This window comes from Desulfuromonas acetoxidans DSM 684, assembly GCF_000167355.1.
GTDB lineage: Bacteria > Desulfobacterota > Desulfuromonadia > Desulfuromonadales > Desulfuromonadaceae > Desulfuromonas > Desulfuromonas acetoxidans.
This window is the reverse complement of sequence record NZ_AAEW02000004.1, coordinates 175,383-196,223: the sequence shown is the minus strand read 5'-3', so window position 1 is coordinate 196,223 and position 20,841 is coordinate 175,383. Positions and strand designations below refer to the sequence as shown.

The 20,841-nt window shown below is 53.6% G+C and carries 13 protein-coding genes; 4 read left to right on the top strand and 9 right to left on the bottom strand.

Going from position 1 to position 20,841, the window contains the following annotated elements; translation table 11 throughout:
- The first annotated feature begins 21 nt into the window (after positions 1-21).
- The 3 genes from DACE_RS04550 (at position 22) to DACE_RS04540 (ending at position 6,573) form a co-directional block, all read left to right on the top strand.
- The gene (locus tag DACE_RS04550) at positions 22-414 is read left to right on the top strand and encodes a hypothetical protein (RefSeq protein ID WP_005998699.1); all 393 of its coding nucleotides are present in this window, start codon (positions 22-24) and stop codon (positions 412-414) included.
- Positions 407-5,248: a DUF6701 domain-containing protein gene (locus DACE_RS04545; protein ID WP_005998697.1), complete on the top strand. Its 4,842-nt coding sequence runs from the start codon at positions 407-409 to the stop codon at positions 5,246-5,248. Before DACE_RS04550 ends, DACE_RS04545 begins: the two co-directional genes overlap by 8 nt.
- A 116-nt stretch (positions 5,249-5,364) precedes the next feature.
- The gene (locus DACE_RS04540; protein ID WP_005998695.1) at positions 5,365-6,573 is read left to right on the top strand and encodes an EAL and HDOD domain-containing protein; all 1,209 of its coding nucleotides are present in this window, start codon (positions 5,365-5,367) and stop codon (positions 6,571-6,573) included.
- A gap of 85 nt (positions 6,574-6,658) precedes the next feature.
- On the opposite strand, the gene speA is transcribed toward DACE_RS04540, so the two are convergent.
- The 3 genes from speA to DACE_RS04525 form a co-directional block, all read right to left on the bottom strand.
- Complete coding sequence (gene speA / locus DACE_RS04535) at positions 6,659-8,557, bottom strand: biosynthetic arginine decarboxylase (RefSeq protein WP_005998693.1); 1,899 nt, start codon at positions 8,555-8,557, stop codon at positions 6,659-6,661.
- A gap of 166 nt (positions 8,558-8,723) precedes the next feature.
- Positions 8,724-9,566, bottom strand: coding sequence for a polyamine aminopropyltransferase (gene speE, locus DACE_RS04530; RefSeq protein WP_005998691.1), 843 nt, complete (start codon positions 9,564-9,566; stop codon positions 8,724-8,726).
- A gap of 16 nt (positions 9,567-9,582) precedes the next feature.
- On the bottom strand, positions 9,583-10,056 hold the full coding sequence (locus DACE_RS04525) for a pyruvoyl-dependent arginine decarboxylase (RefSeq protein ID WP_005998689.1): 474 nt from the start codon (positions 10,054-10,056) through the stop codon (positions 9,583-9,585).
- Between the two features lie 238 nt (positions 10,057-10,294).
- On the opposite strand from DACE_RS04525, the gene proC reads away from it, so the two are divergent.
- Positions 10,295-11,101, top strand: coding sequence for a pyrroline-5-carboxylate reductase (gene proC / locus DACE_RS04520; protein ID WP_005998687.1), 807 nt, complete (start codon positions 10,295-10,297; stop codon positions 11,099-11,101).
- Between the two features lie 1,154 nt (positions 11,102-12,255).
- Here proC and DACE_RS04515 read toward each other — a convergent pair.
- The 6 genes from DACE_RS04515 to DACE_RS04490 all read right to left on the bottom strand — a co-directional run bounded on the left by DACE_RS04515 (position 12,256) and on the right by DACE_RS04490 (position 20,835).
- Positions 12,256-13,806, bottom strand: coding sequence for a DUF342 domain-containing protein (locus tag DACE_RS04515; RefSeq protein ID WP_005998684.1), 1,551 nt, complete (start codon positions 13,804-13,806; stop codon positions 12,256-12,258).
- A gap of 81 nt (positions 13,807-13,887) precedes the next feature.
- A complete protein-coding gene (locus DACE_RS17025; protein ID WP_005998682.1) occupies positions 13,888-16,650 on the bottom strand; it encodes a bifunctional diguanylate cyclase/phosphodiesterase in 2,763 nt (920 codons plus the stop codon).
- A 196-nt stretch (positions 16,651-16,846) separates the two neighbouring features.
- The gene (locus DACE_RS04505; protein WP_005998679.1) at positions 16,847-18,124 is read right to left on the bottom strand and encodes a hypothetical protein; all 1,278 of its coding nucleotides are present in this window, start codon (positions 18,122-18,124) and stop codon (positions 16,847-16,849) included.
- The gene (locus tag DACE_RS04500) at positions 18,121-18,780 is read right to left on the bottom strand and encodes an HAD-IA family hydrolase (RefSeq protein WP_155808989.1); all 660 of its coding nucleotides are present in this window, start codon (positions 18,778-18,780) and stop codon (positions 18,121-18,123) included. Before DACE_RS04500 ends, DACE_RS04505 begins: the two co-directional genes overlap by 4 nt.
- Positions 18,750-20,138: a sodium-dependent transporter gene (locus tag DACE_RS04495; protein WP_005998675.1), complete on the bottom strand. Its 1,389-nt coding sequence runs from the start codon at positions 20,136-20,138 to the stop codon at positions 18,750-18,752. The genes DACE_RS04500 and DACE_RS04495 overlap by 31 nt, the downstream gene beginning before the upstream one ends.
- A gap of 4 nt (positions 20,139-20,142) precedes the next feature.
- A complete protein-coding gene (locus tag DACE_RS04490) occupies positions 20,143-20,835 on the bottom strand; it encodes a YggS family pyridoxal phosphate-dependent enzyme (RefSeq protein WP_005998673.1) in 693 nt (230 codons plus the stop codon).
- Positions 20,836-20,841: the final 6 nt, after the last annotated feature.

The following is a 20,841-nucleotide window of genomic DNA, read 5'->3' as shown; positions in this document are numbered from 1 at the left end:
GGACACTGGGGAACAAACACGATGAAGAGCGTGACCAATCAAGACGGATTTACCCTGGTTCAGGCCATCTTTATTCTGGTGGTGCTGGGGATGCTCGGCGTCTACATGGTCTCGCTCAGCACCGTGCAGCAGGCCACCACCACCCAGGCCTATCTGCAGGCCCAAGTGTATCAGGCATCGCGCTCCGGCCTCGAATGGGGCATTCAGCAGGTGGTCGATACTTCCGCCTGCTTTGCCAATAACACTTTTGCTGTTGATCAGGTCCCTGTGGCGGTGAGCTGCCAGGTCGTTGGTGGCTACACGGAAGGGGCGACCAGCTATCAGGTCTATCAGCTGACCTCAACGGCCACCTTTGCCAACCTAGCCAGCCCCGACTATGTGTCACGAACTTTGCAGGTGACGATTCATGATTAAGTGGAGCACTGAAAACAGGAAATTCACGGGATGTTTTCTTCACAATCTGTGGTGGCGGATTGTGATGGGTGTATTGCTCGTATCGCTATGCACTGTTCCCACTGTTTTCGCCGAAGACAATAATTTTTGCTATCAAGCAGACCGGCTTAACTTCGGACAGGTGGTATCTGAATCGCTGCATGAGACCGGCAATGGGTCCAATAACAATTTCCGCAGAGACCAGCGTGACTATTTCTGGTTCAATTCAGGAACGTTTCGGCAGACAACCTTAACCATTACGGCGGATAAGACGGTGCGTGTGACCGTCTGGAAATACTATTGCTACGATACCCAGGTGGCGCAACAGCAAGGAACAGACATTTCCATGTCAATCCCGATGGAAGAGGGTACCGACTATTACATTCTGGTTGAACCCAAAGCTAATGGCACGCTTGATTACCAAATCGCCTTGTCTCATTGCGACAATCTGTTGGTGGATGATGACGGCATTGATTGTCCGGATGCGTGCTATACAACGATCGGTGATGCCCTCGTTGCAGCGGCCAGTGGTGAGACAATTAATGTATGCAGCGGCACGTATCAGGAAAATCTGGTTATCGATACGGCAGGCATCACCATTCAATCTCAAAGTGGACAAGTCGATTCCGTCATCGTGACCAACAGCACCACAGCTCCTGTCGTCACAGTTAGGGGCGACGGTGTGTCCCTCAACAGCCTGACCTTGCAACAAACAGCCAACAATGCCGCTGTGTCTGTTAATTCAACCTCGTATGTCACTGGTTTTTCTCTTGAGGATATCAACATCGTCAGTCACGATGTTGGCATTGCAATCCCGACAGATTCTTCGACTATAAGGTTCAGTGGACTCACCATTGATTCGGTTGACAGCAGTATCTCGATCGATGCCGATATTTCCGGTGGCGTGGTTGTGACGGACAGTGCGCTGACCTCATCGAGCGCCCGAGGTTTGGAGGTGCTGAAGGATCTTTATGATGCGGGATTGACGCTGACGAATGTTGCCATTGAGGCGGATCAGGAAGCGCTTTATATGGCGTATAACGCACAGGGCATGACCCAGATGACGGGGTGTAACCTGCTCAGCCATTCCAATCATGCGTTAAGTGCCAACAATATCTCCTATACCGTGCTGACGCTTGATTCGTCCTGTATGACGACTCTAAATGCAGGTTCTTACGCCCTGTATCTCAATGTAAATCCTTATCACTGGGGGTGGACCGCCGCATCTCAGGTCACGAACAACTGTTTTTATGCGCTGGATACAAATCATATCGCCTATGCCTGGACCGATAGCCACGATTTTAGTGGCAACTATTGGGATGGATTCGTCGGCACCACGTATTCCGTTGGCAATGTCACGGATGCCTCTCCCCAATCCTCCTGTGGTTTGAGTTGCGGTGGTGGGAGCAGCAGCTTGTCCGCCTACCTCGACTATCCGTTTGATGAATGCGATCTGTCCATCGGCATCAGCGATGTCTCAGGCAATGGTCACGATGCGATCTCGGCTGGTGATGTGGTGGTGGATGAGGGCAGCGCGGTGCTGTGCCGCGGTATCACTTTTGATGGCAACGGTGACTACCTGACCGTAGAGGACGGGCTGGCCGTCCTTCAGGGGACTGCAACGCTGTCGTTCTGGATTCGTACCACGCAGGTGTCTGGCAGCAGCAATGATTACAGCTCTCCAGCGTTGACCGGTATTGAAGAAAATGGTGGCGAGGATGATGTGTTCTGGGGGGTACTCAACAGATACGGACGGATTGGTATCGGGGTCGGCAACGATGCCATCACATCATCCACCGCGATCAATGACGATGTCTATCATCTGGTCACCCTGACGCGTAATGCCGGTACCGGGCAGGTGCAGGTTTATATCGATGGAGACCTGGACGCCTCCGGTACGCTGCCGCAAGGAACTATTGGCCATAGTTTTTCCAGTTTGGGACGGGTAGAAAACACCAATTCTTCTCAGGATCTGCATTACCTGAATGCCGATATTGATGAGCTGCAGATCTTTTCTTCGGTCTTGTCCGCAAATGACATCAGGGGGATCTACGATAATTACGTCAGTGGTCTCAGCTGGGACGGCAGCGAGCGTAGCTGTTCCTCCTGCCAGGAGTTCTGTTTTTCCGACAACTTTGACCGCGACAGCCTCGGTGATAGCTGGACGATTATCAAACAGGACAACTTCACGCCTCAGGTCAGTAACGGCAAGCTGATTCTGACCAGCTCTCAAGGTTATATCTCCAGCGGCGTCACCTTGAAAGGCTCGTACCCGTCGCAAGATAACTATGTGGAGATCGAATTCGAGCACAATGCCTATGGCGGCAATGGCGCTGATGGTGTGGTGCTGGTGCTCTCCGATGCCTCGGTTGTGCCGGTTGCCGGTGCCTACGGTGGTTCACTGGGCTATGCCAATCGCACCGGAGAAGATGGCTTTTCCGGCGGCTGGTTGGGCTTTGGTCTGGATGAGTTCGGCAACTTTTCCAACCCGACGGAAGGGCGTAACGGCGGATCTGGACGGATCCGCGATGCCATTGCCGTACGTGGCCATGGCGATACCCAGAATGATTATCAATATATCACCGGAACCAGCTCATTGAATCCTGGCATTGATAACCCGTCCTCTTCGTCGCCGGCTCCAAGCTATCGTTATCGATTCAGTATTGATACCCGCAACGATCGCACCCTGCTTAAAGTGGAACGGGATACCGGCAGCGGTTATTCAACGGAAATTGATTGGACAGATGTGACCCAGACCTCACCGGCACCGGAAAATTTTCGAGTCAGTTTTACCGCATCGACCGGTGCATCAGACAATATCCACTCAATCGATGATTTTGCAATGAATGCTTTCTACTGCGGCACCATCGGCGAGGGGGAAATCGACCATTTCCTGTTTAAGCATGATGGCCAGGGTTTGACCTGTGCGGCGGAGATGGTGACGCTAATCGCCTGTGCCAACAGTGATTGCTCACAAGTTTATACCGGTGATATTCAGGTGCAACTGCCGGACCTTGGCTGGCAGGACGGAACGATTCAGACGCTGACCTTCGACGAGAGTGGCCAGGTCACGTTGAAACTGAAACATACCACCGCCGAAACCGTGTCGCTCGGTGTGATTGTCTCGACCCCGGACGCCTCCTCGGTAACGCAATGCACCGGCGGTAGCCCAGGCAGTTGTGACCTGACCTTCTACGACAGCGGGTTTCTGATTGATGTCGGTGATGGCCGCTCCTGTAGCGATCTTGCCGGGACCATCCAGGCGGTGCGTAGTGATGAGACTTCGGAGCAATGCGTCGGTATGGACAGCTTTGCAGAAACCAACCGCACTGTTGGTTTCTGGTTTGACTATCAACAACCGGACAACGGTAATGTGGTGCCGTGGCTTGAAGGGGAGGAGTTGGACCAGGACAGTCCCGGAACCGCGATCGATCTGGCGTTTGACGCCAATGCCCAGGCCGCTTTCAACCTGAGTTATCGTGATGCCGGAAGCCTGACCCTGTCGGCACGTTATGATGGTAGCGGTGATGAGGCTGGGCTGGTGATGACCGGCAGCACCAGCGCACCGTTTGTTGTTGCCCCTGACCACTTTGTTGTCACCAGCAGTCTGAACAACAGTACCACCACTGGGACACCGAAGATTGCGGCCGGAGATACCTTTGATGTGACCGTCCAGGCGGTGTGTGGTGACGGTACCGTCACGGAAAACTTTGCCTGGCCGACTAATCTGACGATAGATGATTCGAAACCGACATCGGCGGGAGTTTTATCCAACGGCAGCCTTTTGGCCACCGAGTTTGAGGATGGTGTGGCAGCGCCGAATGATCTCAGTTACAGCGAAGTTGGGAATATTACGTTGCAGGCACTGGCCGAAGACTATCTGGGTAGCGGTATGGAGATCAGTGGAACCAGCGAGATTATCGGCCGCTTCCATCCTCATCATTTTAGCGTGGCAGCCAACGCACCGACACTCAGCCCCGGCTGTACGACGTTCAGTTATCTTGGACAACCATTGGACTATGCGGATAAACCGCAGTTAACCATTTCAGCACGTAATAGCGCAGGTGGTGTGACCAGGAATTACACCGGCAGTTGGTGGCATCTTGGTGATATCGATGAGAGCTATGTTGATGCGAACGCTGCGACGGCCAGCGTGACCATCGATGATTCTCTGGCTGGGCATAGTCCGGCCACATCGGGTTCATCGACGACATCCCCCGGAGAGATTGTCGTCGACTTCACGGGGCCGCTGGCGTATCAGAAGCCGGTGGGCCTCAATGTTGCTCCGTTCAACGCGGACCTGTCGCTGCAGTTCGCTATCGATGACGGAGATGCCCTTTATGAGGATGGTAATCCCTACAGCCTTGACATCACCTTTGATCCTGCGGCAGCCAATGAAGTTCGTCATGGGCGACTGGTGTTGAGCAATACTCATGGCTCGGAACTGTTGCCGTTATCCATGCCGATAACCGTTGAGTATTTTGACGGAACCAACTTTGTCGTCAATGATGCGGATAATTGCACTACGCTGGTGTTGAGCCAGTTTGCCTTTGATCCTCCATCGCCAGCGGCTCTTGCCAATGTTGACAGCCTTACGGACGTTGCCAACGGCCGGGGCTCGCTTGACTGGACCAGCCCGGCCTATCCGGTTGGATTTGTCGATGTGAAGGTGGACTTATCCACCGGACCGTATTGGTTGCAATACGATTGGGATGGTGACGGCAGCGAAGATGATCCTCCTGCGGCTCGGGCAACCTTTGGTATCTACAAGGGCAGTGAACGGATCATCTATCTGCGCGAAACAACCTGGTTTTAGGAACGCATTGAGCGTAAATGGGTAAATTTTAGTCCAATGCCGTCAATCTATGCTACATTCGTTCATGTAGACGGTTTCGCTCATGAAGTTATGATCCGCTTAATGGAGGCTGTGATATGCAGGATATCTTTGTCGGCAGACAACCCATTTTTGATCGCAATATCAAGGTCTATGCCTATGAACTGTTATATCGACACGCGTATGTCAATTATGCGGAAATCCATGATCAGGATGCCGCCAGTAGCGATGTGATGGCCAACGCTCTGCTTGAGATCGGCCTGGAAGCCATTGTCGGCCCCCACAAAGCCTTTTGCAACTTTGCCCGTGGTTTTCTGCTGCAACGGGATGATCTCTCCTTTGTTGCCGATCGGCTGGTGATTGAAGTCCTGGAGCATGTTGAGCCGGAACCGAAGATTCTTGAAGCCATGGACTATTTCTCAGAGCAGGGGCATTTGATCGCCCTGGACGACTTTGTCTATCGTCCAGAGCTGCGTCCGTTGGTTGAGCGGGCCGATATTGTTAAGCTGGATGTCATGGAACTGAGCATGGATCAAGTGGCTGAGCAGCTGACCATGTTGCGCGAGATCAAAGCGTTGAAATTTGTTGCCGAAAAGGTGGAAACCAACGACATTTTCCAGCAGTGTCGCGAGCTGGGATTTGATTATTTTCAGGGCTATTTCTTCAGTAAGCCGAAGATTGTCTCGGGTAAGAAGCTGCCACCGGCGCGCATGGCCATGATCCGTCTGCTCAGTGAGCTGCAAAATCCCGATGTCAGCATCGGCGAAGTGGAAAAGATTATTGAAGCCGATGTTTACCTCAGTGTCAAATTGCTGCGCCAGATCAACTCAAGTTATTACAACCTGATCAATGAGGTAACATCGATTCGTCAGGCCATTGTCTGTATCGGCCTCAACCATATTCGTACCTGGGCTTGTGTGCTGATGCTTGGTGGCGTGAGTGATAAGCCGCAGGAGCTGCTGGGCATGGCATTGATCCGGGCAAAAATGTGTGAGTTGCTGGCTCCGGATTCTGATCATGGCCGTCAGCAGGTGTTCTTTACCGTTGGACTGTTTTCATTGCTCGATAGCATCCTTGATGCGCCGATGAGCCATATCCTCGATAGTTTGCCATTGTCGGATGAGATCAATGATGCTTTGCTCGATCATGGTGGTGAAGCAGGTGCGACTTTGCACGATGTGCAGTGTTACGAGCAGGCCAACTGGGCGGACCTTGAAGGCTCCAGTCATAGTAGCGATGACCTGGCCAATGCCTATTGGGAAGCCGTTCCCTGGGTGGAGAAGATCAAAGCCAGTTTGAACGATTAATTCAGGATAGAAAAAGCAACGCCCCATTATCTAAAAGAGACAATGGGGCGTTTTTATAGTTGGTGCGGACAAATTAGAGCGTATTTTAGCCTCGATAATAGGGGTAACCGCTCAGGTTATCACCGAACAATGTCAGAAATTGCTGGCGCTCTGTCACCGTCAGCCGTTGTTCGCGTACGGCCTGTTCGGCCTCTTTGCGCATTCGATCAAACAGCACCGACGGACTGTATTCCACATAGCTGAGAATCTCACCAATGGTGTCACCGGAGATCTCTTCAATGAGATCATAACCACCTTCCTCATTGATGCGCACGCTTGCAACATGGGTATCACCAAACAGGTTGTGCAGATCGCCCAATGTCTCCTGATACGCTCCCATCAAAAAGGCTCCGACATAGTAGTTTTCACCCGGGCTAAACGCATGCAGCGGCAATGTTTTGCGCAGTTCGCCGCCGACAATGAACTGGTCGAGCTTGCCGTCGCAGTCGCAGGTCAGATCCGAGAGGATTGCTTCACGTGTCGGCCGTTGGTCATGACGGTGCAACGGAGCGACGGGCAGTAGCTGGTCGATGGCCCAGGTGTCGGGAAGCGATTGAAAGACGCTGAAGTTGCCGTAATAGATGTCGGCAAGGGCATCCTGTAGTTCGCTGATTTGAGGTGACGACAGGCCGGATTGGCGGGCTGTGGCGACAACTTTCTGTGCCGTTGCCAAAAACAGATTCTCGCCCAAGGTGCGTTGGCGTAGAGAGAGTTGCCCGTCACGAAACTGCTGACGCATACGGTCACGCAGGATAACCGCCTGGTGGTAATCATGGCCGTTGAGGGTGGTGAAAAAGCGGTGTTGCTCCTGCAGGATTTCAGCTTCGTTCGCAGGAAACGGTTGCGGCAACGGGTCTGCTTCAAAATGCATCACATCAAGGATGTTGAACAGCAGCATCGACGAATAAGCCACGGTAGCGCGACCCGATTCGGTGACGATGTGGGGGTGAGCAATGCCGGTGTTGTCGAGCGTTGCCGCAATGGTGGTGACAATGGCCTGGCAGTAGTCCTCCAGGCTGTAGTTGCGCGAGTGGCCGTCGCCGCTGCAGCGGCCACTGTAGTCCACGGCAAGGCCGCCGCCGAGGTCGAGGTAACCCATAGGCGCGCCTTCGCGGCACAGATTGATGTAGTAGCGACACGCCTCTTCAACACCGCGGCCGATGTCCTCCAGACAGGGGATCTGTGAGCCGAGGTGGCAGTGGAGCATCTCCAGGCAGTCGATCATCTCGGCAGCCTGAAGGGTTTCGACCATGGCCAGTAGCTGGGTGCTGCTTAAACCAAAACTGCTGCGGTCGCCACTGGTTTCTGTCCACATACCACTGACCTGGGTGGAGATTTTAATCCGCGCCCCGATATGCGGGCGCACGTTGAGCTGATGGCTGCGTTCAATGAGCAGTTCCAGCTCCGCCGGGGACTCAATAACAAAGAAACACGGATGACCGAGTTTGTGCGCCCACAGGCCGAGATCGATAAACTCCCGATCTTTGTAGCCGTTGAGCACCAGCAGGCCGCCCGGTGTCAGGTTGGCCAGGGCCAGCACCAGTTCCGCCTTGCTGCCCGCTTCAAGACCGTGCTGATAGGGCGCGCCGAAGCGGCAGATCTCTTCGATGATCTGGCACTGCTGATTGACCTTGACCGGAAACACACCGCGGTAACGGCCCTGATAACCGGCGGCGGCAATGGCGCCGCGAAAAGTCTCGTTGAGATAGACAATGCGTGACTGCAGCAGGTTTTCGATGCGCAGCACAATCGGCATGTCGTAGCCGCGCTGTTCCAGGCCGGCGACGATCTCCATCAGCGAGACCTGAACCGGACCCTTAGTCCCGTCGATCTCCACCGTCATCTCTCCGGCGCTGTTGACGCCGAAGAAACCGCGTCCCCAGTCGGGTATGCCGTACAGTTGCGCCGAATCGTCAATGGTCCAGTTGCTCAGGTCCTGCGTCATCTCACCAGACTCCCGTCAGTGGTTATTGGTATGTATTGGAGCCCATGGATGGGCGACCAAAATCGTCGGGTTCGTTTACAAATCGGCGATTTTGTACGCTTTTGAAAATGACATTTTTCAAAAGCTTGTTGGCAAAAAGCACGGATGGCTTTTTGCAAGAACCTCATCAAGCAATGTTTTCGCGGGCAAACGTCGGCAGCATGAACGCGCCGAGGTGCAGTTGCTCGTTGTAGTAGCGGGTATGAAAGCCGCGGTTGGCAGCGCGCTGCTGGTCGAAATCATTGACCGGATGATATTTCTTGCTGGCAAAGGCGAAACTCCACAGACCGCTGGGGTAGGTGGGGATGAACGCCTGATACATCTCGACAATCGGGAACACGTTGCGCAGGTTGCCGTACATGGCCTTCTGGATGTCGGCATGGTAAAACGGCGATTCGCTCTGGGCGACCATGATGCCGTCCTCTTTCAGAGCACCGTGAACCAGACGGTAAAAATCCTCTTCGAACAGGCCGACGGCCGGACCGATGGGATCGGTGGAGTCGACAAGGATGACGTCGAATTCGTTCTGGTGGTCACGAATATAGGCCAGGCCGTCATCGACATGCAGTTTGACGCGTGAGTTGCTGCCGTCGATTTCACAGGCCATGGAGGGCAGCAGTTCGATGGACTTCTCAATCACCAGACCGTCAATTTCGCACAGGGTCGCTTGCTCAACACCGGGGTGCTTCATGATCTCGCGGATGCTGCCGCCGTCACCGCCGCCGATTACCAGTACGTTTTTCGGGGCGGGGTGGGTGAACAGCGCCGGGTGGGCAATCATGTCGTGGTAAACGAACTCATCACGCTCGGTAACCATGACCAGACCATCAAGCAGCATCATTTTGCCGTATTCAAGTGTCTGGACAATGTCCAGTTGCTGAAATTCACTCTTGCCGGAGAACAATGTCTCCGTCACTTTCATGGTAATCCCGACATTTTCCGAGTGTTTCTCGGTGTACCACATCTCCATAATGGCTTCCTGTTCCTTAAATAGAGGGTGTCAAAACGACGCAGGCCAGGGCACAGGAAGGCTGAGAGACTTTCACCTGTACCGCCAACGATTGAATTTCTTTTACAGTATCGCCACGCTGCTCCACGGCGCTCTGCGCCTGACTGCGTGCCATAGCTTCTATATCTTCTTTATGGCCGGTGGACGCAACGGGAATCACCGGTGCACCATGGTGCGGATTTTCCGGGTAGGCAACAGCGATGGCCGCACTGATCACTTCCCCGACAGTGGCAGATTCGATCCGGGCCATGAACAGGCGTTGTTCTGCCTTTGTTGTGCACTTTTCCGGTGTCTGCAGCGCGCTGCCGGGCGGAAGAAACCCTCTGGCTTCCAGAAGAATGCGATCGGCTAATCCGGCTTCGGCCAATGCCAGATAATGGGCCGAAACAGGCGATTCGCCTTGCCCGCAGGCACAGGTGAAGTAATGTTGTGGCACAGTGTTATTTGCCATCGGTTCTCCTTTTTTACCGCAAAATGCCGTCAGGTAAAATCTACACTGTCTTCATGTCAACTTATGCCGTAAAATAGCGCAAATCACAACCTTTTATCTACTTAGGACACCTCTATGAGGTGCTTGCCACGCTTTGGTTTGTTTGGCATTTTTTCAGGCCGTCAACAACAATGAAATGGGTAAGCTCTGTCATAGGAGTAAACCGGTTTTTGGTTATAGCAACGGAAAGGATGACTCGATGGGTTTGATAGCACTGGGGTTTATTGGTGGTGGAAATATGGCTGAAGCGTTGATCAAGGGATTGATTGCATCTGGTATGGACAGCAAAGCGATTCTTGTTGCCGAGCTGATGCCGGAACGCCGCCAGTTTCTTGAACAGACGTATGGCATTGAAACCACAGCTGACAGCAGTCAGGTTGTGGCTGAGAAAAAAGTCATTCTGCTGGCAGTCAAACCACAGGCTCTGGATGCTGCTCTGATGCCGCTCAGTGAGGCATTCAGCGATGATCATTGCATGATCTCAATTCTGGCTGGGGTTAAAACGTCACGCATTGAGGCGATTCTGGGTGGTTCACCACGGATTGTTCGGGTTATGCCCAATACTCCGGCGCTGATCGGTACCGGTGCGGCGGCGCTTAGTGGTGGCCGTTATGTTCAGAATGATGATGTTGAACTGGCTCGGCAGTTGTTTGCCTCGGTCGGTGTTGTTGAGGTGGTGGCTGAAAAACTCCTTGATGCTGTTACCGGGTTGTCCGGTTCCGGGCCGGCCTATGTGTACACCATTATCGAAGCGTTGGCTGATGGCGGTGTCTTGGAAGGTCTGCCACGCGATGTGGCTTTGAATCTGGCCGCCAAGACCGTTGCCGGGGCTGCGCAAATGGTGCTGGATACCGGCGAACATCCGGCGGTACTGCGTGATCGGGTGTGCAGTCCGGGCGGGACAACCATTGCTGCTGTGGATACGCTGGAGAAGGGGAAATTGCGCGCTACATTGATGGGTGCTGTTACGCGGGCCAGCCAGCGGTCGCGGGAGTTAGCGGATTAGGTTTATTCGCAATTTGGGCTCAATACCCCGCAGTTCACTGCGTGATTGAGCAAAGATTGCAGGCTGTTGATACCCCGCTGCTTGCGGCGGGGTAGTTCATTGGTTAAGCCGTCCTCTATTTCTTCCGTGGCACCGAATAAACGGGTGGGCAGTGCCCACCCTTCTTCAGAGTGATATTTAGCAGCCAAGCTCTCCCGTTCAGCAGCACCGAACGCAATGAACGTCAGCGCGATGGTCGTCGGCAACCTGTTTGAGCGCTAGCGAATTTTGCCGACATCGCGATGTAAGAGAATGGAGAGAGGGAACCCGCAGGGTGCAATGACGGGAGTCGATTTTACGCCTCTTTTGTCGACGCAAAAGGGGCCCGACGTGCGGGCGCGGAAGCCCGCGTCATGTGCGTACCACCATTGTGAACGGATGAAGTTCGCCAGCGCGATTTGTTCCGAATTGCGAACCACTGAAGATCAAGATCAAAGTCAAGGTCGCCGGGTCTCGTCCCGGCAGCCGACATCCTTTTGACTGGCCGCTCAAAAGTATGCAAAAACCAGCTTGAACACCTCCTGAACCTGGATTCACCTACACTGTGTCTGTTTCCGTTATGCTTAACGGATTCGGCCCGCCGCCCTTTAGGTCGACGAATCGTGCAACTCATCATCTCTGGCGTAAAACGTTGATAACAGTTTAACGCAACGCTCTATCTCTTCCGTGGCACCGAATAAACGGGTGGGCAGTGCCCACCCTACAGAAGTGTGTTATTTAGCAGCCAAGCTCTCCCGTTCAGCAGCACCGAACGCAATGAACGTCAGCGCGATGGTTGTCGGCAACTTGTTTGAGCGTTAGCGAGTTTTGCCGACATCGCGGTGTAAGAGAATGGAGAGAGGGAACCCGTAGGGTGCAATGGTCGGGAGTCGATTTTGCGCCCCTTTTGTCGACGCAAAATGTGGCCCGAGGTGTGGGCGCGGAAGCCCACGTCACGTGCGTGCCAGAATTGCGAACCACTGAAGATCAAAATCAAGGTCAAGGTCGCCGGGTTTCGTCCCGGCAGTCCGTGTCAGGTGGGTAGCAAATTATATGAAAGGAGGTTCGCTAACGCAATTCGTAGGGTTATTTAGACCACTGGAAATAGAGGATATGTGAAGACTCAACCACTTTTGTCAGACTTCTTCCTCTTCATTTTGCGGAGCCTCTTCCTCTTCCGGCTCTTCAATGACCATGTCATCGGCATGAACCGTGAGAGGACTGTATTCGCCGAAGTAGAGGCGACTGTTGAGGGTGTCGGCGACAATGGACAACGGGCCGTATTGTTCAAAACGGACCTCTTCGGTGACAGTATCCAATGAGATTACCACTTTTTCCCGCACGCGCCGCTGTACATTGATTTTGGCATTACCGTCATGGTCTTCAAAGACGAAACCGTTGAGTTCCTGTTTCACCTCCACCTGCATTTTTTTTACCAGTTCAAGGCGTTCAAGAAGGATGGCCAGGCGTTTCTTGGTGGCGGAATCATCGCTTTTATCTTTAGCCGCCTTTTTTTTCAGCGGGCCAAGGCAGTGGTTGATGAATTCGTTTTGGATGGTGAGACTCTTCTGCTTGGCTTTGAGCATTTGCAGACGGTCGGTTTCAGGGAAGTAAACCCCTGAGGTTAGGCGGGTGGTGACACCGGCTGTCGCGCCGATATCCTTGGCCTCAACGCCATTGAGTGCAAGACATTCACCACCACTGATCACGCCGTTTTTGATGAGAATGGCTCCGGCTGATTTGATCACGCAGTTGCGGATCTCGTTGGCGATCACCACATCGCCCATGCATTCCACTGTGACGCCGTTGAGGTAGTTAGCTTTCAGGGTGCCACCACAGCGGATTAACCCTTCATCGCGTCCCGACATACTACCGATGGTGACATCGCCATCAGTAATCAGATAGGAGTTGCCGACCGCGCCGCCAATTTCAATCCCTTTGATGGAACGAATATCGAAACTGTCGAGCACATCGCCACGCACGCGGGTATAGCCGGGGAAGTTGATGTTACCCACTTCCAGATCGACATCACCGTGGATGATGTAATCTTCTGAGACCGATAAGGTATTTTCAGAGTAATCAACGCGACCACACAATTCGGCGATAAACCGTTGACCGCCATCTTCGACGCGCACGCCGCCACCGAGTCTGACGTCGAGCTCTTTGCCCTGTTCCGGGGCGAGGACTTTTCCGGTGACTGTCGAAGAGCCTTTGCCGTATTCCGCCGGGTGAAGAATGGCGATCTCCTGGTCAGGTTCGACGCTGGTAAACAGATTGAGGGTGTAGAGGTCGAGTTTGCCCTCTTCATCTTCTTCGAGTTGAATGTTTTGGTCTGCGCCGGTTCGGATCAGCACTTCCAGCCAGGCATCCGCACCGGGCTCTGGAAGCTCTGTAGACGCGATGGTCACGTGGCGTTGCTCTTTGCCTTTTGAGGCAAAGTTGCACACCGCTTCGACCGCAGGCAGGTCGACACCGTCTTCAATGCCGGCCTGGGAAAGCGCACTGAGCAGCTGTTGGGGGGGGATTTCAACGTCCTTATCGGCGACAGGGATCAGACTGACCATGGCCGACATTTCATCATCGGCAACAATAATCTGCAGACTGAACTCCTCGGTATGTTCTTCGTGAACAACATTGCCGGGAGCTTCGCCAAACGGGCTGGTTTCATTTTCGGTGGTTTCAGACATCCTGTCTCATCCGCAGCTGGGCAATAACCTATGCTTATCTACCCTTGTCGGTCTGCGTTCGCCGAGAGTTTAGTAATAATGTTAAGAATTTGGAAGAATTGTTGGTTTTTCCAACATTTCGCTGAAGGCGTTGTCATGAACCGGCCGACTGAAATAGTAGCCTTGGGCTTGGGGGCAGCCGAGCTGCAGCAGTAGTTGACGTTGTTCGTTGTTTTCAACACCTTCGGCGATAATAGATAAACCGAGAGTGCGTCCCAGGGTGATAATGGTGCGGGCGATGCCATTGTTATCAAGCGACATGCTGTTGACAAAAGAACGGTCGATTTTTAATTTATCAATGGGAAAGCGGTTTAAATGGCTTAACGACGAGTAACCGGTACCAAAGTCGTCGATGGCCAGAGTGATTCCCAGTTTGGTCAGACGATTCATCAGGTCGATGGCGACATCAACATCCTCCATTAGCAGGCTTTCCGTCAGTTCCATCTCCAGATGCCTAGCCGCTAATCCGGTTTTGTTAAGAATTTGCTCGATATCGTCAACCAGATTCTCATTGCGGAACTGGCGCGCCGACAGATTGACGGCGATTTTTAATTCCGGATGATTTTTCTGCCATGCCACGGTTTGTTGACAAGCCTGCTCCAATGCCCAGGCACCAATCTCTTCAATGACACCGGTTTCTTCAGCCAGAGGAATGAAGTCGTTGGGGGAGATTAGTCCGTGTTCGGGGTGCATCCAACGCAACAAGGCCTCGCTGCCGATAATCCGGCCACTGTCCATCTCAACCTGAGGTTGGTAGTAGACCACCATCTCCTGGCGTTGCAGGGCTTTGCGCAGATTGTTTTCCAGTTGCAGGCGGCGACCGGCATGGGCGTTCATATCCGGAGTATAAAACTGAAAATTGTTGCGTCCTTTTTCTTTGGCCCGATACATGGCGGTATCGGCAAAGCGGATCAGTTGGTCAACTTCAATGCTGTCTTCCGGGGCGACACTGATGCCGACACTGGTGGTCAGGCACATCTCTTCACCGTCGATAAGTACCGGCTGACTGACGAGATCAGAAAGCTTTTGAGCCAGAGAGACCACATCCGACAGCTCGCGGATATCTTCGAGCAGCACCAGAAACTCATCGCCGCCGAAACGGGCTACGGTATCGGTATCGCGCAACGTTTCCTGCATCCGTTGCGCCAGAGTTGTAAGGATACGGTCGCCGACGGCATGGCCCAATGTGTCGTTGATGTTTTTAAATCGATCCAGATCCAGCAGCAGCAAAACGGCCTGTGTTTTATGACGGCGGGCTTTTGCAATGGCCAGTTTGAGGCGGTCACTGATCAGCAGCCGGTTGGGCAGCCCGGTTAAAGGATCGTGATAAGCCTGATGAACCAGTTGGTCTTCTGCAGCCTTGCGTTCGGAGATATCGCGAATGATCGCTTGAACCAGATGGCCGCGGTCAAGATCAATCCACCGGGCATTGATCTCAACGGGAAACGTGCTGCCGTCCTGACGAAATTGCATGGTCTCAAAGCGAACGCCCTGCTCGACTTTAAGCTGCTCCCAGAACAGATCACACTCCTGTTGGCTCAAATCACACAGATCTTTAAGTTTAAAGGTTTTTAGTTCATCTTCCGGATAACCATAGGTATCAAGAGCCCGTTCATTGGCATCAATAATCTGTCCCTGTGCATCAACCAGTAGAACGAGATCGTTGGCAAAGCGGGTTAGGTTGTCAAAGCGCTGGCTGAGCATCTGGTGTTGAAGTTGTTGTTGGTAGTAGCTGGCCTGGTAGAGAGCCTGTTGGCGGCGCCACCATAACATCATCATGATACTCGCTGCTGCGAGGAACATAATTGCAGTGACAGCTTCAATGGTGGCAATGCGAAACAAGGGTGCCATCACCTCTTTTTTGTCGATTTTTGCCACCAGATACCAGGGGCTGTTCTCCACTTTTTTAATCGAGGCCAGAACCGGGACCCGACGGTAGTCATAACCGAGGAATACGCCTTCCTTTTCTTCAGTAATCCGGCTGCCTGGGGTTTCATAACCTTCGGGTGGCTTAACGGACACCAGCATCTCATGGCTAACCGCATGGCGGGTCGGGGTCAGGCGGAGCACCTTGTTATCAACTTTTCGCACCAGAACCGATTCGGCGCTGGGGCTGGGGACCGGCCACGATGACATCAGTGGGACGAGAAAGTGCTCGGGATTGATAATAAAGATCAAGGCTCCGAGAATTTCTTGGGCGGGATCACCGTGGCGATACAGTGGGGCAATCAGATTCATGTGAACATGGGTGGTGCGCACGTCAGCATGGCTGTGCCCATGATGATGAATTGTCGCGTTGCTGTGAACGTGGAACAGCTTGCTGAACATCACCTCATGACGATCAAGAGCTGTGACCAGCGGTTCAGGATCAATATGAGCTTTCAGGTTGATGTTGTCACCGACGCTGAGAATCGGAAGCCCTGAAGCATCTGTGAGGACGATAGCGTGGTCTTCACTGTCACTGAGTGCCGGGGTGAGAGACTGGATAATGTGGTTGGCCCGATCCGGTGTGCGCTGGTCGATAAATAATGCAATGCTGTCGAGCAGGTCACGGTTGGCGGTGAGCAGTTGGGCATGGATGATCCGTTCATGGCGCCAATGTCCCACCTGACGGGCTTTGAGGTTGGTCAACATGGTCAGGTTGACTTGGGCCGCTTCCGAGATGGTTTTCTTTTGGTAATCGTAGAAAATTGCGGCAGAAAGACAGACCAGCATTGTCAGGCAAAAGAACACCAGCAGCAGAATGAGTTTTCCATTGCTTTGTTGGTGATGCGCCGTATCGTGATGGTCTGCTGGTGAGGCCATGAGCAGCTTTCATAAAATAGGTTTGTGCAAAAAGCCGTTCAGGCTTCGCTGCCAAGCTGTCGATCCATTCTTGTTGCCCATCTCTGGACTCTATAGGTCTTTTGTAAGAGACTCATAAATTAAAAAATAATATTTATCGACAGGTAGGATAATCCTACCTAGAAAAGGGCGATAATTCAAGTGATCACGATAAGTTTCAGACACGACGCAGGCGCAGAAACCAGGCTTCAGCCAATTCGCTGCTGATCAGCAGGAAAATGGCCAGCAGAATACCGGGGATCTGCAGGGGGATGAACAGGCTGACCAGCCAGCAAATGAGCAAATAGGCAAATTTGATCAGAGTGGCCTGACCGAGGATGACGGTGTGGTGGGTGGCGGTAAAGTAGGCACGCAGCAGGTTGGTGCCACCATAGGCCAGAGGGAAGATGGCGCACAGGCTCAACGGCAGGATAATGTACTGGCGCAGTGGTTCAGCAAGGCCGAAAATATTGTCAAAAATGAGCTGATTAGCCGGGCCGGCAATGCCGAGAGTCAACAGGCCCATGCCGAGACTGGTCCACCAGAAGAACCGCAATAAAACGGCATAGTCCTGCGGTTTTTCGATCAGGGTCAAATAGACCTGTTGCAGGTTGCGCATGGGACCGGCGAGCATGAACAGCAGGGCGCGTATGACACCGAACGATGCCAGAGCCAGGTTGGCATCGGGCAGACGGCTGATAATGGCATTGATGACCACTGGAATAGTTTGTTGCAACCCGGAAGAAAATGCTACCGGCAGGGCAAAACGGAGAATTTCACCGGTTGATTTTTCATTGCGATTGTCGAACGGGACATGGCACCGCCAAGCAAACAGCCCCATCATAGTGGTTTCGACGACAATGCACATCAGTAGGCCGAATGCGCCCAGTTCCGGACCGTTAAACCATTGTTGGCCGATGTACAGCCAGAAGAGTAGGGCGCCGATGCGGATGCCGGTGGCGAGAGACACCAGGTTCGTGTGGCGGGCGCGGATCACCATGCCCTGAAAAAAGCCACGAAAACCGGTGAAAAAGGGGAGCAGTGCCATCAGTGCCAAAACCCGCTTGGCGCCATCGGCAACGGACGGTGAAACGCCGAGGATGGTTTGCAGCAGGATGTCACCCAAAAACGTATGGGCGATGAGGTTGAGCATGGTCGACACATAGATGGCAATAAGAATCACGCACAGCATCATACTGCGAAAGGAGCTCTTTCCGCGCACGATGGCGATGGTGATGGTGTGGTTTTGGTACGATGGTGAAGCAAACAGCAAATGGACTACCATGGCCACGGAAAAGGAAGCCAGGGCGATGACATAATCATCAACTCGTGCCAGAGCTGCGTTGATGATGGAGTGGGAAACACTCATCAACTGAACATTGAGCACCAGTGGAAAGAAAAACCAGCTGATCTCCTTCATGGTCAGGATCGGGCGTTGTGAATCGGTTGTCATCATAGGAACAGCGTCAGCAGATCGTGTGGCTGCTGGACACTCCAGGTGTAGGGCGCTTCAGCGGCGATGCCGAAACCATATTGACAGAAGCAGCTTGCCACTCCGGCAGCTTGGGCGCAATAGAGGTCGGTGTGATGGTCGCCGATCATCACGGCTCTGGAGGGGGAGACATCCAGAGTTGCCATGGCATGGGCCAGTGGCAACGGATGGGGCTTTTTTTCAGCGAGGCTGTCGCCGCCGAGTACCAGGGCAAATGGCTCCAGCAGGCCCAAACCGCGCAGCAGATCCACGGCCAGCGTGTAGGGTTTGTTGGAGACGACGGCCAGCACTTTATCCTGGTGACGAGCGAGAAATTCTTCAATGCCTGGATAGATGCAGCTGTGATCGAGCAGATGTTCGGCGTAGAGTTGTAAAAATGTGGCGCGATGTTCGTGCTGGTACATGCCCTCGGGCAGGGCACGCTGCACCAGACGGGTGGCGCCGTCACCGACATAACTCAGGGCGAGCTGTTCAGCGATTGGTTCTAGATCCAGATGGACGCGTAACCGATTGACCGCCGCCGCCAGATCGCGCGCTGAATCAACCAGAGTGCCGTCCAGGTCGAAGAAAAATCCGTCGATCTCCTTCATCACTGCAACAGACCGTGCAACCAGGCCCACAGACCGGCTTCGTCGATTTTGTAGTAGAGGACAATGGCCACGGCCAGGGGTGATACAAAGCGGATCAGCACGTGCCACACCGGATACACCCAACCGGCGCCACCAGCCATCAGTTCCTCTTTTTCCTCATCACCACCCCAGAACCAGCCGACGTAGATGGCGATCAGAAGGCCGGCAATCGGCAGCAGGTAATTAGAGGCGATCAGGTCGGCGGAATCAAAAAACGAGCGGTTTCCGATAAAGGTCCAGTCAGCCATGACATTATACGACAGGGCTGTGGGGATGCCGACGGTGAATGCAAGGGCGGCAATGGTGCAGGTGGCGGTTTTACGGCCCCAGCCGCGCTCGTCAATCAGGTAGGCGACCTGGGCTTCGAGCAATGAGATGTTGCTGGTCAAAGCGGCAAAAGATAACAGAAGAAAGAAAAACACCGCGAGGATCGCGCCGCCGGGGATTTGTGAAAACACCACCGGAATGGTTTTGAAGATCAGACCCGGTCCGGCCGCCGGGGCCATGCCCACGGCAAAGACGATGGGAAAGATGGCTAGCCCGGCCATCAGGGCAATCACTGTATCGAGAATCACCACACGCAGTCCAGCAGCAAACAGGTCCTCCTCCCGTTTCAGGTAGGAGCCGTAGGTGATCATGGCCGCCATACCCAGTGACAAAGTGAAGAATGAATGGCCGAGGGCTTCGAGCACTGAGCCGGGGGTAAGCTTGTTGAAGTCCGGGCTGAACATGAATTCGAGACCCTGACGGGCACCGGGACTGATCATACCGTTGACGAACAGCAGGGTTAGCAGCAGGAACAGGATCGGCATGAGTATCTTGCTCCAGCGCTCAATCCCTTTCTGGACGCCGCTGATGACGATGGCCAGACACAGCGCCATGAACACAAAATGCCACACCATCTGGCGACTGCCGTCGGCGATCAGGGTGCCGAACATCCCTTCAACCACGGCTGGGTCTGTTCCGGCAAAGCGACCCATCAGGGCACGGTAAACGTAGTCGAGGGTCCAACCGGCCACCACCGAGTAGTAGGAGCTGATGATAAATGCGGCACTGACACTGATCCAGCCCGGTGTCTGCCACCAGGAGCGCTTGTGCTCCAGGGCGATAAACGCGCCGATGGCGTCTTTTTTGGTGTGACGTCCCACCATTAGCTCGGCCAACATGATCGGCAATCCCACCAGCACGATGCACACCAGATAGACCAGGACAAATGCGCCACCGCCATTTTGTCCGGCGATGTAGGGAAATTTCCAGATGTTGCCGAGACCGACCGCGCTGCCGGCGGCGGCGAGGACAAAACCGATGCGGGTGCCCCATTGGGGACGCTGGGCCGGTGTTGAAGCCATGTTCCTACTCCCTCGCGCCAAAGATGGCGGTGCCGACCCGGATTAGAGTGGCGCCTTCTTCAATGGCAATTTCAAAGTCGTGACTCATGCCCATGGACAGCGTGGCCATGCTGACATTCGGCAGGTTGAGTGTGTCAATCTTTTCAGCCAACTCCCGCAGCAAGCGGAACCAGGGGCGTACCTGTTCCAGGTTGTCGGCATACGGCGGCAGAGCCATCAGTCCTTCCACATGCAGATGGGGCAGCTCAGACAGTTGCCGCACCAGTTCCTCGGCCTTATCGACAGGGACGCCGGCTTTGCTCGCTTCATCGCCGACATTGACCTGAACCAGAATGCGGGCGACATCATCGGCTTTGCCCCATTGTTTGTTGATCTCTTTGGCCAGTGACAAACGGTCTACCGAATGGATCAATTCGGTTTTTCCGGCCAGATACTTCACTTTGTTGCTCTGTAGCGCACCAATGAAATGCCAGCGCACCGGGCCAGTGACCACCTGGTGTTTGTCGATAAATTCCTGAACATAGCTTTCGCCAAACAGCGTCTGCCCGGCGCTCAGAGCCGCTTCAATCAGTTCGACTGGTTTTTTCTTCGATACGGCAATCAGCTGAATATCCTGTGGATCACGGCCGCAGCGGAGGCAGGCTGCCGTGATGCGCTGCTGAATCGTTTCAAGATTATGGGCAATTTCAACAGACATGGATCT